This window comes from Mesorhizobium sp. M5C.F.Ca.ET.164.01.1.1 (assembly GCF_004792125.1).
In the GTDB taxonomy this organism is placed as follows: Bacteria; Pseudomonadota; Alphaproteobacteria; order Rhizobiales; family Rhizobiaceae; genus Mesorhizobium; species Mesorhizobium wenxiniae.
The window spans coordinates 727,493-742,614 of the sequence record NZ_SRTG01000002.1; the positions used below are offsets into that span (position 1 = coordinate 727,493).

The window sequence follows — 15,122 nt, forward strand, 5'->3', positions numbered from 1 at the left end:
CGTGGGCGCGCCGTTCAAGAAATTCGAGGCGCATGGGGGCGGCGGTCCGCGCATCCATGAAATCCCGATGCGAATGGTGCTGCCCAACCTTGTCACCGTGCTCGCCATCTGCGCCGGCCTGTCCGGCATCCGCTTCGGCTTCGAAGGCCGCTTCGAGCCGGCGGTGGTGATGGTGTTGCTCGCCGCCTTCCTCGACGGCATTGATGGCCGCCTGGCGCGGATGCTGAAGGCGACGTCCAAATTCGGCGCGCAGATGGATTCGCTGGCCGACATCGTCAATTTCGGCGTCGCACCCGCGCTGGTGCTCTATGCCTTCCTGCTCGACCAGGCCGGATCGCCGGGCTGGATTGCCGCGCTCCTGTTCACCATCGCCTGCGGACTGAGGCTCGCTCGCTTCAACGTGCTCGACGAAGAAACAGATCGCCCGCAGTGGCAGACCGAGTATTTCGTCGGCGTGCCGGCGCCGGCGGGTGCCGTGCTGGTGATGCTGCCGCTTTATCTGTACTTCCTGCGGCTTGGCGTGGAGCCGTCCCGCCCTGCCGCCTTCATCGCCGCCGGTTTCACCGTTCTGGTCGCCTTCCTGCTGGTCAGCCGGCTGCCGGTCTATTCCGGCAAGAGCCTGAAAGTCCCGGGCGACAAGGTGCTGCTGATCATCCTCGGCGTCGTTCTCTACATCCTGCTGTTGATGACCTACCCCTGGTACACGCTGACGGCGTCTGTTGCCGGCTATCTCCTCTTCCTGCCATTCAGCGTGCGCGCCTATTCCAGGCGCGCCAAGCGCGAAGGCGAAAAGGTGCCGCCTTCAGACATCGGCTGACAGACCTGTCGCCAACTCACTCCGACGATCACCTGGCGCGGGAACCTGCCGGGCATCTTGACCGTTCTGTCTCAGCGGGCGAGGCATGCGACTTCGCAAACGCCTCGCCACCGGTTTCTCACGCTGCTGCCAGGCGCAGGAGCTTAAGAAGAAGTGAGGAGAAATGGCTGTTGTCCTCATCGGTGCGTTGCTCATTGTCGGTGGCGTTGTGTACATGGCCGGCGCAGCCCTAAGGCGCGGGCGGCTCAGCGATCCGGCGCCTGTTCGCGCGGCGCCGGATCGCTCGACGCCAAATCTCGCAACGCCAGGCCCGACACTTGAGCCGCGGCGACGCGGCCTCGGTTTCCTCGGCCTGTCGCAGAACTGGCCGGGCCTGCTGATGATAGCTGTCGGGTTCATCCTGCTGTTGTCGGTGGTGGTCCTCTAGAGCATTTGCGGCCAAACGTCTTCGTTTGGCGTCCAACAAAATGCGTTAAAACAAAGAGTTAGAGCGCGGTTTCGGTTCCACCGAAACGCAAAGCGCTTTAAGCGTCAAGCTGCCGCGCTGAGCCCCAGTCGGTCAATCGCCAGTTTACGGGTCGCGACATAGTCGGTCTTGCCTGAACCCAGCACCGGGATTTCCTCGACCTTGACGATGTCGTTCGGCACCATCAGATCGGCGGCACCGGCTTGTCTGCCGAATTTGCGCAATTCATCGGGGTCGGCCTCATCAGCGGTGGTGACCAGCACGATGCGCTCGCCGCGGCGCCTGTCCGGCACCGCCACCACGGCGTGGTGCTCTTCCGGCCATAGCGACTGTACCAGCATCTCGACTGCGCCCAGCGACACCATCTCGCCGGCGATCTTGGCGAAGCGCTTGGCCCGGCCGCGAATGGTGATGAAGCCTTCGCGGTCGACCGAAACGATGTCGCCGGTATCGTGCCAGCCGTCGAGCGGTTGCAATTCGCCGGGCCGATCTGATGTCATGTAGCCCATCATCAAATTCGGCCCGTCGAGCCACAACCGTCCGGCCCCGCTAATGCCCTCGACCGGCTCGAGCTTCATGCGCATGGCCGGCAACAGCCGCCCGACCGTGCCGTCGCGGCCGTGGATGGCGGTGTTGACGGCAACGACGGGCGCTGCTTCGGTCAGCCCGAAACCCTCGATGATCTCGGCCTGGAAGCGCTCCCGGTGGATGCGGCGCGTCTCCGGTTTCACCGCCTCGGCGCCGGCGACGATGAAGCGCAGGCTGGAGAAATCGCCGTCCTTGGCGGTGCGCGCATAATTGGCGAGGAACGTGTCGGTTCCGAACATGACCGTCGGCCTTGCTTTGCGTGCGACCTCGGGGATCAGCTTGTAGTGCAGCGGGGAGGGGTAGAGGAACAGTTTTACGCCGGTGACCAGCGGCAGGATGGTGCCGCCGGTGAGCCCGAACGAGTGGAACACCGGCAGCACGTTGAGCAGGATGTCGGCCGGCGAAACGGTGATGCGGGCCTCGGCCTGCATGGCGTTGGCGAGAAGATTTCTGTGCGACAGCACCACCGCCTTCGGCGTGCCTTCCGAGCCTGAGGTGAATAGGATCACTGCTGGCTTGGCCGCATTCTGCCGCTGCAGCGGCCAGCGCCACAGCAAGGCGGCAGCGAGCTTGTCCAGCACGGTTACGCTGGCCCGCACGTCCTCCAGCCATAACAGTTTGGCGCCGCCTCCTTCCACCGCCGCGACGATATCAGCGAGGTTGGCCTTGTCGATAAAGGCTCGCGACGAGACCACGGTGCGGACTTCCGCCGTGCGCACGGCGGCGGTGACGCTGGCCCGGCCTGCGGTGTAGTTGATCATCGCCGCCACCCGGCTCGCCGACAACAGGCCAATGAGCGACAGCACGACACCGTTGGCATTGGGCAGCAGCACTCCAACCGCTTCGCCCGGCGCCGTCACCGCCTCGAAGCGGCGGCCCAGTACCCGCGCGCCGATGAACAGCTTTCTGTAGTTCAACGTGCCGCTGACCACGTCTTCGACGATAGGATGCGAGGCGCCGACTCGGTCGGCGGCGTCGCGCATGGCGAGGAACAGGCCGCGATTAAGATCGCTGCCGAAAAGCCGGGCTTCCGCGAAACGGTCGAACAGCGCATTGGTGTTCGAGGACTGATCAGGGTTTCGCGCCACCAGCTCGGCGATGGTCATCGGCTCGAGCACGCTGATCGACAGGCGCGGAAACCAGCGCCGCGGCGCCTTGTCCGCCGGCGTCAGCGACACCGGCAGAGTGCGCGCGCCGGCGACAAAGATCGGCACGATGCGGGCATCGGCCTGCATGGCGATGCGGGTAACGGCGCGAAACAGGCGAAATGTCTTGATATCCGGCTCGACCGCGTCCGGCAAATAGACGGCAAGGCGGCCCTTGCCCTTCAGCACCCGCACCAGCCGGCGGCTGACGAAGATATGCTCGGCGTTGAAGGCGATGGTGCGGCCAAGCTCGCGCCACGGTTCGAGCCAGGGTGACTTGGCGGAGGCCTGGTCGAGAATGTGCAGCGTATCTTCCGGCAGCAGTGACAGCATCAGCGCCGGTTCGAGGCGCGACTGGTGCGAAATGACGTAGATGACCGGGGCGGCTGCGTTGCGGGCGATGTTGATGCGGCCGTCGGCAATCCGATAGGCGAGCTTGAACGGTACATAAAGTAGCGCCTGCGTGAAGCGCAGGCCGAGGCGGAATTTTTCCACCACGCCGATCAGCAGCCAGGCCGCGACGAGCCCCGCAAGCAGCGCCAGTGTCAGGATCATGCCGCGTCTCTCCCAACAGATTTTCACGTCGCGGCTCTTCCTGACCGCTTCGATGAGAACCTAGACGAAGTGGGGTCAACGTCAATGCTGCTCGGACAGGCCGGCTGCAAGCTGCCGGCCTGTCACGCTTCACCGTCGCCAAAATTACTTGCGGATGAGCGTGGAACTGAACGGCGCTGCTCACGCCGCTTTCAACCTCCCGCTGATGAAACGGAATTCCTGTGTCTTGCCGCCGTAGCCATAGGCGGCGGCCGGCACTTCGTGCACGAAAGCGTAGCTTTCTTCGTGCATCTCACCCAGCAAGCGGCCAAATGCGGCGAAGATCGCCTTGAGATAGGCTTCCAGCTCAAGCTTGGTGTTGGTGCCGTCGACCACCTTGATGTCGAGCCAGAAACTGTTGGCGCCATGCTCGGCCAGCGACTTGCCGCCGGCGAACCAGTGCTCGGGGTCATGATAGGATATGGCGACCGCGGTGATGGTCGCATCCTTGCGCAGATGCGTAGCGGTCAGTTCGGTCACCTGCTTGGCGATAGCGGCGGACAAAGCGGCATCGGGCTTGCCTGTGACGCTGACATTGATGATCGGCATAAATTTCTTTCCTCGGGTTACGCGGCATCTCTTCGCCGTGAGAAATCTTTGCCATCGCTCTTCCATTATGAAAATCGAATTGTTTAAGGAGGACACTTTGATAATATCGAATTATGCCGATACTCGACCCTGACCTCCTCAAAACCTTTCTCGCCTTCGTCGATGGCGGCTCGCTGGCGCAGGCGGCGTCAATTGTCGGCCGCTCAGCGTCGGCGGTGACCACGCAGATGCAGCGGCTTGAGGATATTGTCGGCGAACCGCTTCTGGTGCCGCAGGGGCGGGGCCGCGGCCTGACGCCGGCCGGGGAGAATCTGGTCGGCCATGCCCGGCGCATCCTTGCTGTGCATCGCGAAGCGTGGCTGGCCCTCAAGGGCGTGCGAGCCGATGGGCGCGTGGCCATAGGCACGACACAAGATTTCGCCGACAGCGGCCTCCCGGAGCTACTCAGGGCCTTTGCCGCGAGCTATCCGCGCGTCAGGATCGAACTGCGCGTCGGCCGCTCCGCCGAATTGGCCGAGGCACTGCAAACCGGCATCCTCGATCTGATGATCGCCATGCGACAGGCACCGGCGCCGGACGAGGTCGGCTTGTTCAGGGAGCCGATGCTCTGGCTCTGTTCGCAAAAGGGATTGGCCGCCCGCCAGGACGAGGTACCGCTGGCACTGCTCGATCCGCATTGCAGCTTTCGCGACGCGGCGATCGCAGTACTCGACACGGCCGGCCGCCGCTACCGCGTCGCCGCCGGCAGTGCCAGCCTGGCCGGGCTGCGCACGGCGGTGAATGCCGGCATTGCTCTGACGCTGCGGACGGCGCGCTTTGCCCATTCCGGCATCGTCGAAGCACCGCGCGACTTTGGGCTGCCGCAGGTTCCCATCGCCGAGTTCGCCATCCGGCTGCGCCAGGATGCCGAGCCGCCGGCACAGGAGCTGGCTGCGCTGTTCAGCGGCAACCTTGCCTTGGCGCAGGCTGATTTCGGAAAAGAAAAAGCCGACCTTGCGGTCGGCTATAGGTTAGACGGGCCGAGGGGTTTGGGGGACTTGGGATGACCCGTCGGCCTCAACAATGCCTGAACCCGATGATGGTTCCATGACTTTATAAATTTATTTCAGGGGCAGATTTTCTCAGGCAGAACGCTGCCTCGCCGCCTGCCAGTCGCGCCCGGCATGGGCGAAGACCGCGCAGAGCACGATTGCGCCGCCGATCATGCTGGCGGCAGGCGGGACCTCGGCCAGGAACACGAAGGCGAACAGGATCGCGAACGGTACCTCAGCCGAGCCCAGCAGGCCGGATTCGGCGGCCGGGATGAGCCTCGCGCCCTCCGTCCACAGAATAGAGGCCAGCGCGAACGACATGCCGAAGGCGACGAGCAGCGCTGCGTCTCTGGCTGAGACCGCCAATGGATCGGTGACGAACCAGCCGAGCACGAACAAAAGGAATGCCGACACTGCCCCGGCCCACACCACAGGCGTGTCGCGGAAAGCGCGCACCATGATCATGTAGAGCGCGCTGCCGATTGTCATCAGCAGCGCCAGCCCGTCGCCGAACAGATGGCCGGTGCCGAAACCGGACCAGACCATGATGGCCACGCCGCAGAGCGACACGGCGGCGGCGGCAAGCGTCTGCAGCCGGAAGCGCTCACGAACCAGCACGAAGGCAAGCAGCGCGGTGACAAAGGGTGCGGTGGCGTAGATGATCGCGACATTGGCGACGAAGGTGAATTTAAACGCCGAGATGAAGGCGATGCTGGCGAGCGCGCCCTCGACCGCCAACAGCCAGCCGCGCCAGCCGAGGCGCAGGCTTTCACGCCCACCGGAGCGGCGACGCCGCCAAAGCACATAGAGGCTGATCAGGATCGAGCCGACGAAGCCGCGCCAGCAGGTGATGGTCAGCGGGTCGGCATGGATCGACTTGGTCAACACGCCGGTGAGGCCGAACACCGCCGCCGACGCCGAAACCAGGATGATGCCAAGGGTGCGCTCGGCGGTGTCGGTGGTACCTGGCATGCTTAGGGATCCCGTCATATCGCCAGACTATGCTGCCTTGTCCTGACACCGTACCGTCAGCAGGGGTTGCCGGATCCTACAGCCGCTTGCGGAAATGTTCGTTGCCGATGATCAGCAGGCCGGCTGCGACAATCAGGGCGGCGGCGTACGCTACACGGGCGAAACCCTGCGCGGCGCTACGCCAGCGGTGAGCTTGCGTTAGGGCAGGCCTGGCGGCTGGGATATTCCGTCCTGCCGAACAGGACTCAGTTGCGCAACTCGATTCATCTCATCAACCCGATGCGTCAGTTCGATACGAAGTGACCATCACACGGCTCCCTGCGGCACGCCGTGAATATCCCTGTTGACCCGGCCCCTAGGTCAGCCCCGATAGAAAGGCGGCCAACAGCAACAAGGTGATTCATGAGCTCTTCCACCCAGTTCCTGAACGCTTCCGAAGCCGCCGGCCGGGTCGGTGTGTCGGCCATTATCGCGCAGGCGCGTGTCATCCTCTGCCCGCCAATCACAGCCCGCCAACGTACGTCGCCCTGGACCCCGGCACTCCCGGCTACGAGGCCGTCGCCACGTGCCTGGCGTCATCGCGTGGGCGCCCCCAGGTTGCATGAAAGTCATCAGGTCTGACGACGCAGCAATGTCTGGACAGCTTGTCACTCCGATCCAAATGTCGTGAAATCGAGGTTTAGGCCGTACCGGTTCCATTCGAGTATCGGGACGAGCGATGAAAATGACGGTCGAAAGGATTCGAGATGGACGCCACCGGACTGAAGGCCATGCAGGCGCCGCTCAAGGAGGCCTATCGCGATGAAGCATCGCGCGCGCTGATCACGCTTCGGGCCAAGGGCTCAATCGACGACCAGTCGATCGCCTGCAAGGTCGAGACGGGCAGGGCGCTCGCCGTTGCCGGCCTCCATCCCGCTACTGGCGGTTCGGGGCTCGAATTGTGCTCGGGCGACATGCTGCTGGAGGCGCTGGTCGCTTGCGCCGGCGTGACGCTGAAGGCAGTGGCGACGGCGCTGGAGTTCAAGCTCGGCGCCGCCACCGTGGAGGCCGAAGGCGATCTCGATTTTCGCGGCACCTTGGGTGTGGCAAGAGATGCGCCGGTCGGCTTCCGCGCCATCCGGCTGAATTTCGGCCTCGACACCGACGAGCCACAAGAGCGCGTCGACGCGTTGCTCAAGCTGACCGAACGGTACTGCGTGGTGTTTCAGACCATCAATACGAGGCCGGAACTGACGGTCAGCGCTCAGCGCTGAACGTGCGCCACCGGCTACTCACTTTCGCCCTCGTCGGCGAACGGCGAGGCGCTCGGCACACACTGCACCGACCAGCCGGCCGGGGTCGGCTGCTTCTGATATTCGGTGATGGCGGAGGTGCACTGTTCGCGGGTGTCGAACGTGCTGGGCAGCACCACCATGCCGCCTTGCGGACCGGCGATAACCAGATACCAGACCAACGCTACGCTCGAAGCCGCCATGGGATTTCCTCGTTTGTTGTGGGAGTCGGACGATCCTATCAACTCCGGGCGATCGACGAAAGCGCGGCCAGGCGCGGTGGTTCCCCACGGCATCACAGCCGTGCGATATCCTGTGTTTGTTGGAACAGCTCAGTTCACGGCAAAGCAGTAGAACAGGCCGTCGCCGCCGGTGCTCCTCAGCGCGTCCTGACTGCACCCGCCGCGTGAAGCGTGCGAGGAATTCCACGATTTGGCGGCGGCCGAATCGTCCAGGCCAGTGCGGTCGTGATGGCCCGTCATTGCCGCACCTTCTGCTCCGCTGAGCGTCCAGTCGCCGCAGGTTTGGTCGGCGATTTTCGTGCCGTCGGGCTTGGAGCCGGTCAGCACGTCGTGCCGGTTGGGCTTGTCGCCGCGGCCGTTGACCATTTCGCCCTTTTCGTCGAGCGCCGTCTGCTTGGTGATGGCGTTGGCATCGCTATGCAGCGAAGCGACATCGTCGGCGATCTTGACGCCCTTGGCGTTGAACCACGGTCCCTTGCCGATCCGGTCGCGCGCATCGGTGTCGCTGGTCGAGAGGTAGGCGCGCCATGTCTTGCCGCTGATGCCGGCGGCTTCAGCCAGCGACCCGCAATGCGCATCGGCACCCGCAAGGCCGCCGAGATCGGCGCCCTTGCCGGAGCCGACGCTGGTGACGAAGAAGCTCATTGTCGCATCCTGCGAGGATGCGACGCCGATGGCTGCCAACGATGCAGCGGCGGTGACGAGAAGCAGTTTGCGCATGGTGGTCCTCCGTTTGCGAACATCAGGCATTCCAACAAGGTCGGTGGCGGTGCAATTCTTCCGCCAAATCGCGCGATGCGTCTACTCCGGCTGCCGGTAGGCAACAAAGCGGTTGTGCTTGGCCTGGAAGATCAGGCCGGTTTCCCTAAGCGCAGGGCTGGCCAGCGGCAGGATGCGTTTGGCGATCTCCTGGGGATGCGGCAGCGTTTCCGGATCCTCGCCGGGCACCGCCTGCGCCCGCATCGCGGTGCGGGTGGCGCCGGGATCGGCGGCGTTGACCCTGAGGGCCAAGCTCTCCGTCTCATGCGCCCAGGAACGCATCATGGTCTCGACCGCCGCCTTCGACGCCGCATAGGGTGCCCAGAAGGCTCGCGCCGAATGGGCGGCGTTGGAGGAAAGCACGATGGCGCGGCCGGCATCGGAGAGCCTGAGCAACGGATCGACCGAGCGGATCAGTCGCCATGTCGAGGTGACGTTGATGGTCATCACCTTTTCGAAGGTCTTGGCCTCGACATGACCGATCGGCGAGATGACGCCGAGCACCGCCGCATTGGCGACCAGGACGTCGAGCTTGCCCCAGCGCTCGTGGATGGCGCCGCCCAGCCGGTCGATGCCGGCCATGTCGGCGAGGTCGAGCGGCACAAGCGTGGCTTGTCCGCCCGTTGCCTTGATCTGGTCGTCGAGTTCCTCCAGTCCGCCGACGGTGCGGGCAACCGCGATGACATGCGCTCCGGCGGCGGCAAGTTCCAGGGCGATGAAGTAGCCGATGCCGCGCGAGGCACCGGTGACGACCGCGACGCGGCCGGAAAGGTCGAGGGCAGGGGTCACCGGGCAGCTCCGAAGGTTAGCGCTCTATGATGTCCGGCAGGACAGAGGGGCGCGACACAGCGATCGCGACGAAATTTGCAAACCGGCGAAATTCGCGGGTTCCAGCAAGACCTACGCCCCGCCCGCCGCCAGCAGCGACAGCGTGCGCACATTGTCCGAACCTTCGAAGTCGGCGAGCCGGGTCGGATATTGCCCGGTGAAGCAGGCGTCGCAGAATTGCGGCTGCTCATTGTCGCGACCGGCCTCGCCGACGGCGCGGTAAAGCCCGTCGATCGACAGGAATCCAAGCGAATCGACGCGGATAAACTCGGCCATCTCTTCCACCGACATGCGCGACGCCAGCAGCTTCGACTTTTCCGGCGTGTCGACGCCGTAGAAGCAGGAGGCGCGCGTCGGCGGCGAGGCGATGCGCATGTGCACTTCCTTGGCGCCGGCATCGCGCACCATCTGCACGATCTTCTGGCTGGTGGTGCCGCGCACGATCGAATCGTCGACCAGCACCACGCGCTTGCCTTCGATCATGCGGCGGTTGGCGTTGTGCTTGAGCTTGACACCCATGTGGCGGATCGAATCGCCAGGCTGGATGAAGGTGCGGCCAACATAGTGATTGCGGATAATGCCGAGCTCGAACGGGATGCCCGCGGCCTGCGAAAAGCCGATCGCCGCCGGGGTGCCGCTGTCCGGCACCGGCACGACGATGTCGGCATCTACTGGGCTTTCCAGCGCCAGCTCCGCGCCGATGCGCTTGCGCACCTCGTAGACGTTGCGGCCTTCGACGGATGAATCCGGGCGTGCGAAATAAACATATTCGAAGATGCAGAAGCGGGTCTTCTGCGGCTCGAACGGAAACAGGCTCTCGATGCCCTTTGTGGTGACGACGACCATCTCGCCGGGCTTCAGGTCGCGCACGAAACGGGCGCCGATGATGTCGAGCGCGCAGGTTTCGGAAGCCAGGATCCAGGCGCCGTCGAGATCGCCGAGCACCAGCGGGCGGATGCCGAGCGGGTCACGGCAACCGATCATCTTCTTGGAAGTCATCGCCACCAGGGAGAAGGCGCCTTCGACCTGTCGCACCGCATCGATGAAGCGCGAGTTGAGATCGCGTTCCCTGCTGGTGGCGACCAGATGCAGCAGCGTCTCGGTGTCGGAGGTCGACGAGAAGATCGCGCCTTGTTTCTGCAGCGCGCGCTGCACCGTCATGGCGTTGGTGAGGTTGCCGTTGTGGGCGACGGCGAAGCCGCCATCGGCGAGCTCGGCGAAAAACGGCTGGATGTTGCGCTGGCCGGCGCCGCCTGTGGTGGCGTAGCGCGTGTGGCCGATCGCGCGGTTGCCTTGCAGGCTGTCGATGACGCGCTGCTTGGTGAAGGTGTCGCCGATCAGGCCGACATGATGTTCGACATGGAACTGGGTGCCGTCATAGGAAACGATACCGGCCGCTTCCTGGCCGCGATGCTGCAACGCATGCAGGCCGAGCGTGACGATAGCCGCGGCGTCCTGCCGGCCAAAAATACCGAACACACCGCATTCGTCATGGAAATGATCGTCAGCTTCGGCGGAAAGCACGTCGTCTGCGTCTGCCATCTTCAGCTCCGCTAAAGTCGCTATATAGTGTGATGACTGCCCGAGAGCAACGTAGAGTTTGCGGCTTTCACATGATCGTCAGTTTGCCGGCGCCGGATTGGCCGGTGCATTGTCGGCCGGTGGCGCGTCGGTCGCGCTCCCATCGAGCGCCGGAGCATCGTCGCCGGCTGCCGGTGCGTCCGCCGCCGGCGCGTCGGCCGCCGGAGGAGTCTCGGCTCCGGTCTCGGGCGCCGGCTGATTCGGATTGAGCCTGTTGAGGATCGCGTTCTCCGGATCCTCGGGCAGAAGGCTTTCGAGCTTGGCGCCGATCGATTCGAGCAGCGGCCGCGACTTGGCGTTGGCGACCCAGCCCGGAGCCTTCGGGCCGGCCAGCCAGTTGAAGAACAGCAGGGCCACCGCGACGACCAGGATGCCGCGCGCCGCGCCATAGAGGAAACCGAGCGTGCGGTCGAGCGCGCCGACCCTGGAATCGATGATCCAGTCGGCGAGTTTCATGGTGATGACGGAGACGACAATCAGCGCGACGATGAAGACGATGCCGGCGGCCACCACCATGGCAATCTTCTCATTGTCGACATAGGGCTGAACGTAAGGCAGGACCGGTTGGTAGAAGAAGAACGCCGCAGCCGCCGCCGCTATCCAGGAGACGACGGAGAGGATCTCGCGCGAAAAGCCGCGAACCATGGCGAGCATCGCCGAGACCAAGGTGAAGCCGACGAGAATTCCGTCAAGCAGCGTAATCGGCATGTCTTTTGCCCCACTTCATGAGCCGCGTCACTCTTGCTCGTCGGCGCGGCTGCGCCGTGAGCCGGCTATGCGCGCCACGAGATCGGCAAGCTCGGTGGGCTGGAAAGCGCCGGCCCCTATCCCCCCGGCAAGTTCCTCGCTGCCTAAGGGCAGAACCGCGCTTCCAAAACCCAGCTTTTCGGCTTCCTTCAGGCGCTGCTGCGCGTGCGCAACCGGCCTCACGGCGCCCGAAAGGCTGATTTCGCCGAAATAGACGCAATCGGCGGGAAGGGCAAGACCGGTAAGCGAGGAAACCAGTGCGGCCGCTACCGCCAGATCGGCAGCCGGCTCCGAGATACGGTAGCCGCCGGCGACGTTGAGATAGACGTCATGGGTGCCAAAGCGGACGCCGCAATGGGCTTCGAGAACGGCGAGGATCATCGACAGCCGGGCCCCGTCCCAACCGACGACGGCGCGGCGCGGCGTGCCCAGCGACGACGGCGCCACCAGCGCCTGGATCTCGACCAGCACCGGCCTTGTGCCTTCCATGCCGGCGAAAACCGCGGCGCCCGGCGCCTTCGCATGGCGTTCGCCTAGAAAAAGTTCGGACGGATTTGCGACCTCGCGCAGGCCCATATCAGACATTTCGAAGACGCCGATCTCGTCGGTCGGTCCGAAGCGGTTCTTGACCGTGCGCAGGATGCGGTAGTGATGGCCGCCTTCGCCCTCGAAATAAAGCACCGCGTCGACCATGTGCTCGACAACGCGCGGCCCGGCGATCTGGCCTTCCTTGGTGACGTGGCCGACCAGCACGAACGCCGCTCCTGTGGATTTCGCATAGCGGATCATCGCCTGGGCGGCGGCGCGCACCTGGGTGACCGTGCCGGGCGCCGAATCGGCCAGGTCGGTCCACAAGGTCTGGATCGAATCGAGGATCACCAAGTCCGGCCGCCTGCCGTCGGCGATGGTGGCGAGGATGTCCTCGACATTGGTTTCGGCGGCAAGCTCCACCGGGGTCGAGGCGACGCCGAGCCGCTGCGCGCGCAGCCGGATCTGGGCGACGGCCTCCTCGCCCGAGACATAGACGATGCGGTGGCCTTTTGCCGCGAGTGCGGCGGCGGCCTGGGTCAATAGCGTCGACTTGCCGATGCCGGGATCACCGCCGACCAGTAAGGCCGAGCCGCGCACGAAGCCGCCGCCGGTGGCGCGGTCGAGTTCGCCGATGCCGGAGACGATACGCGGCGCATCCTCGATATCGCCGGATAAAGTCGTGAGCACCACGGCGCGGCCCTTGCGGGCATTGCGAGAGTTGGCCGGACCCGAGCCGATGCCGCCGGCGGTGCCTTCCTCGACCAGCGTGTTCCACTCGCCGCAGGCATCGCATTTGCCGGCCCAGCGCTGATGCACCGAACCGCAATTCTGGCAGATGAACTGGACGCGCGATTTGGCCATCAGTTTATTGATTGCAAGAGATATTTGGGACGATCCCAATAGATCGGCAGAGCCTCCTCAATTGTATCGAAGTGAATGCGGCGCTGTCCGTTTCTCTGAGCCCAATTGTCATATGCCGACCAACACGCATAGATGAATAAATTGACCACGAAGTCGTTCTCTCGCCTGACTTCATCGTGCAGCGTCTCCAGCAAACTCATAAGGGCAGTCGAGAGGCGACGATCATTGAGCCAGTGCATCAAAAGGAATGCGCACCCGATCGCTGCCAGAGAGGTATCGTGCCGGGATTCGTCCAACGAAAGGGCCAGAATGCTCACCAGATCGTCGATGTCAGCGCTCGCTCCCAATTTCCAAACTCGATAAAGACCAGTCACAGCCGCGCTTCGAGAATAGTCGACAACTTCCTTGGCAAGGAATTTCCTCACCAATGTAACGTTCTCGGATGTCGGTTCATTCGAGTAGCAAAACACCAATATCGCGGTGTTGGACTCCAGGCGATAAGCCGACCCTGCGGATTTCAAATAGTCAGTGAGTTGAGAGCGTTCGTCCTCAGAGATTTCATACTCTTCGAATTTCATTCTCTGATAGATATTGTTGAAATCCAACTGGCTGCTCTGAGATCAAAAACTACTCGAACCTGTCCGGCAAATGATGCTCCTCGGCGAGGTCGGAGAAGCGGGTGAACTCGCCCTGGAAGGCGAGGCTGACCGAGCCGGTCGGCCCGTGGCGCTGCTTGGCGACGATGACTTCCGCCTTGCCGCGCATCTCGTTCATTTCGTTTTCCCATTTGATGTATTCGTCGGTGCCGGGCTTCGGCTCGCGGTTCTTCAGATAGTATTCCTCGCGATAGACGAACATCACCACGTCGGCGTCCTGCTCGATCGAGCCCGATTCGCGCAGATCGGAGAGCTGCGGGCGCTTGTCGTCGCGGCTTTCGACCTGGCGCGACAGCTGCGACAGCGCGATGATCGGCACGGCAAGCTCCTTGGCCAGCGCCTTCAGGCCGGTGGTGATCTCGGTGATTTCCTGCACGCGGTTCTGCGAGGATTTGGCGCTCGACCCCTGCATGAGCTGGATATAGTCGATGACGATGACGTCGAGACCACGCTGGCGCTTCAGCCGGCGCGCGCGCGCCGAGAGCTGGGCGATCGAGATACCGCCGGTTTGATCGATGAACAGCGGAATCTTCTGCATGGTCTGCGAGCAGGCGACCAGCTTTTCGAAGTCCATCTCGCTGATCTCGCCGCGGCGGATTTTTGACGACGGGATTTCGGTCTGCTCGGAAATGATGCGGGTGGCGAGCTGTTCCGACGACATTTCGAGCGAGAAGAAGCCGACGACGCCGCCATTGGCCGCCTTGAACGAGCCGTCGGCCTGTTGCGCCGGCACATAGGCTTCGGCGATGTTGAAGGCCATGTTGGTGGCGAGCGAGGTCTTGCCCATGCCGGGGCGGCCGGCGATGATGATCAGATCGGATGGCTGCAGGCCGCCCATGCGGCGGTCGAGATCGCGCAGGCCCGTGGCGACGCCCGACAGGTGGCCGTCGCGCATATAGGCGGCGTTGGCCATGTCTACGGCGGTTTTGACCGCATCGGTGAAGCTCTCGAAGCCGCCATCGTAGCGGCCGGTCTCGGCCAGTTCGAACAGGCGCCGTTCGGCATCCTCGATCTGCTCGGAGGGCGACATGTCGACCGGCGCATCGTAGGCGATGTTGACCATGTCTTCGCCGACGGTGATCAGTGCGCGTCGCGTGGCGAGATCATAGATGGCACGGCCGTAGTCGGCGGCGTTGACGACGGTGACCGCTTCGACGGCCAGCCGTACCACATATTGAGCAACCGTCATGTCGCCGACCTTCTCGTCGGCAGGCAGGAAGGTCTTCAGCGTGATCGGTGTCGCAATCTTGCCCATACGGATGAGTTCGGCGGCGACTTCGAAGATTTTTCTATGCAGCGGCTCGTAAAAATGGCCGGATTTCAGGAAATCCGAGACGCGGTAGAAAGCATCGTTATTGACGAGGATGGCGCCGAGCAGCGCCTGCTCGGCTTCGATGTTGTTCGGTGCCTCGCGATAGAGCGGTGTTTCCGCCACGCCGAATTTTCGTGCTGCCTCTGCCATGATGTCCCCGATTTCGATCCCG

At 63.7% G+C, this 15,122-nt stretch carries 15 protein-coding genes; 4 read left to right on the top strand and 11 right to left on the bottom strand.

Annotation, left to right across the window (positions count from 1 at the left end):
• The first annotated feature begins 1 nt into the window (after position 1).
• Both pssA and EN807_RS20160 read left to right on the top strand, forming a co-directional pair.
• Positions 2-817, top strand: a complete 816-nt coding sequence (gene pssA, locus EN807_RS20155) for a CDP-diacylglycerol--serine O-phosphatidyltransferase (protein ID WP_127313512.1) — start codon at positions 2-4, stop codon at positions 815-817.
• Between the two features lie 163 nt (positions 818-980).
• Positions 981-1,244: a hypothetical protein gene (locus tag EN807_RS20160; RefSeq protein WP_135936381.1), complete on the top strand. Its 264-nt coding sequence runs from the start codon at positions 981-983 to the stop codon at positions 1,242-1,244.
• A gap of 104 nt (positions 1,245-1,348) precedes the next feature.
• Here the strand turns inward: EN807_RS20160 and EN807_RS20165 are convergent, their stop codons facing one another.
• Together EN807_RS20165 and EN807_RS20170 are read right to left on the bottom strand one after the other, a co-directional pair.
• Positions 1,349-3,571 carry an AMP-binding protein gene (locus EN807_RS20165; protein WP_135936382.1) on the bottom strand — a complete coding sequence of 741 codons (2,223 nt, stop codon included), beginning with the start codon at positions 3,569-3,571 and terminating at the stop codon, positions 1,349-1,351.
• Between the two features lie 180 nt (positions 3,572-3,751).
• The gene (locus EN807_RS20170; RefSeq protein ID WP_135936383.1) at positions 3,752-4,159 is read right to left on the bottom strand and encodes a 4-oxalocrotonate tautomerase family protein; all 408 of its coding nucleotides are present in this window, start codon (positions 4,157-4,159) and stop codon (positions 3,752-3,754) included.
• A 113-nt stretch (positions 4,160-4,272) separates the two neighbouring features.
• Between EN807_RS20170 and EN807_RS20175 the strand changes: the two genes are divergently transcribed.
• On the top strand, positions 4,273-5,205 hold the full coding sequence (locus tag EN807_RS20175) for a LysR substrate-binding domain-containing protein (RefSeq protein ID WP_135936384.1): 933 nt from the start codon (positions 4,273-4,275) through the stop codon (positions 5,203-5,205).
• A gap of 75 nt (positions 5,206-5,280) precedes the next feature.
• On the opposite strand, the gene EN807_RS20180 is transcribed toward EN807_RS20175, so the two are convergent.
• Entirely contained in the window at positions 5,281-6,162 is an 882-nt protein-coding gene (locus tag EN807_RS20180) for a DMT family transporter (RefSeq protein WP_135936385.1), read from the bottom strand.
• A 746-nt stretch (positions 6,163-6,908) separates the two neighbouring features.
• On the opposite strand from EN807_RS20180, the gene EN807_RS20190 reads away from it, so the two are divergent.
• On the top strand, positions 6,909-7,415 hold the full coding sequence (locus tag EN807_RS20190) for an OsmC family protein (protein WP_135936386.1): 507 nt from the start codon (positions 6,909-6,911) through the stop codon (positions 7,413-7,415).
• Positions 7,416-7,429: 14 nt separating this feature from the next.
• Here EN807_RS20190 and EN807_RS20195 read toward each other — a convergent pair whose 3' ends face one another.
• From EN807_RS20195 to EN807_RS20230, 8 genes are all read right to left on the bottom strand, one after another.
• Positions 7,430-7,636, bottom strand: a complete 207-nt coding sequence (locus tag EN807_RS20195) for a hypothetical protein (RefSeq protein WP_065009862.1) — start codon at positions 7,634-7,636, stop codon at positions 7,430-7,432.
• 129 nt (positions 7,637-7,765) lie between these two features.
• Complete coding sequence (locus tag EN807_RS20200) at positions 7,766-8,395, bottom strand: hypothetical protein (protein WP_135936387.1); 630 nt, start codon at positions 8,393-8,395, stop codon at positions 7,766-7,768.
• An 81-nt stretch (positions 8,396-8,476) separates the two neighbouring features.
• Positions 8,477-9,223 (bottom strand): SDR family NAD(P)-dependent oxidoreductase, encoded by a 747-nt coding sequence (locus EN807_RS20205; RefSeq protein ID WP_135936388.1) that lies wholly within the window; start codon positions 9,221-9,223, stop codon positions 8,477-8,479.
• A gap of 111 nt (positions 9,224-9,334) precedes the next feature.
• A complete protein-coding gene (purF, locus tag EN807_RS20210) occupies positions 9,335-10,804 on the bottom strand; it encodes an amidophosphoribosyltransferase (RefSeq protein WP_029354408.1) in 1,470 nt (489 codons plus the stop codon).
• Positions 10,805-10,882: 78 nt separating this feature from the next.
• A complete protein-coding gene (locus tag EN807_RS20215; protein ID WP_029354407.1) occupies positions 10,883-11,551 on the bottom strand; it encodes a CvpA family protein in 669 nt (222 codons plus the stop codon).
• Between the two features lie 27 nt (positions 11,552-11,578).
• Entirely contained in the window at positions 11,579-12,982 is a 1,404-nt protein-coding gene (gene radA, locus EN807_RS20220; protein ID WP_135936389.1) for a DNA repair protein RadA, read from the bottom strand.
• Positions 12,982-13,587 carry a hypothetical protein gene (locus EN807_RS20225; protein ID WP_135936390.1) on the bottom strand — a complete coding sequence of 202 codons (606 nt, stop codon included), beginning with the start codon at positions 13,585-13,587 and terminating at the stop codon, positions 12,982-12,984. Before EN807_RS20225 ends, radA begins: the two co-directional genes overlap by 1 nt.
• A gap of 22 nt (positions 13,588-13,609) precedes the next feature.
• Entirely contained in the window at positions 13,610-15,100 is a 1,491-nt protein-coding gene (locus EN807_RS20230) for a replicative DNA helicase (protein ID WP_135936391.1), read from the bottom strand.
• Positions 15,101-15,122: the final 22 nt, after the last annotated feature.

Bases quoted from the DNA above. Each gene is read 5' to 3' on its own strand.
- EN807_RS20160 (WP_135936381.1), top strand. From the start codon at position 981: ATGGCTGTTGTCCTCATCGGTGCGTTGCTCATTGTCGGTGGCGTTGTG.
- EN807_RS20165 (WP_135936382.1), bottom strand. From the start codon at position 3,571: ATGATCCTGACACTGGCGCTGCTTGCGGGGCTCGTCGCGGCCTGGCTG.
- EN807_RS20170 (WP_135936383.1), bottom strand. From the start codon at position 4,159: ATGCCGATCATCAATGTCAGCGTCACAGGCAAGCCCGATGCCGCTTTG.
- EN807_RS20175 (WP_135936384.1), top strand. From the start codon at position 4,273: ATGCCGATACTCGACCCTGACCTCCTCAAAACCTTTCTCGCCTTCGTC.
- EN807_RS20180 (WP_135936385.1), bottom strand. From the start codon at position 6,162: ATGCCAGGTACCACCGACACCGCCGAGCGCACCCTTGGCATCATCCTG.
- EN807_RS20190 (WP_135936386.1), top strand. From the start codon at position 6,909: ATGGACGCCACCGGACTGAAGGCCATGCAGGCGCCGCTCAAGGAGGCC.
- EN807_RS20195 (WP_065009862.1), bottom strand. From the start codon at position 7,636: ATGGCGGCTTCGAGCGTAGCGTTGGTCTGGTATCTGGTTATCGCCGGT.
- EN807_RS20200 (WP_135936387.1), bottom strand. From the start codon at position 8,395: ATGCGCAAACTGCTTCTCGTCACCGCCGCTGCATCGTTGGCAGCCATC.
- purF (WP_029354408.1), bottom strand. From the start codon at position 10,804: ATGGCAGACGCAGACGACGTGCTTTCCGCCGAAGCTGACGATCATTTC.
- EN807_RS20215 (WP_029354407.1), bottom strand. From the start codon at position 11,551: ATGCCGATTACGCTGCTTGACGGAATTCTCGTCGGCTTCACCTTGGTC.
- radA (WP_135936389.1), bottom strand. From the start codon at position 12,982: ATGGCCAAATCGCGCGTCCAGTTCATCTGCCAGAATTGCGGTTCGGTG.
- EN807_RS20230 (WP_135936391.1), bottom strand. From the start codon at position 15,100: ATGGCAGAGGCAGCACGAAAATTCGGCGTGGCGGAAACACCGCTCTAT.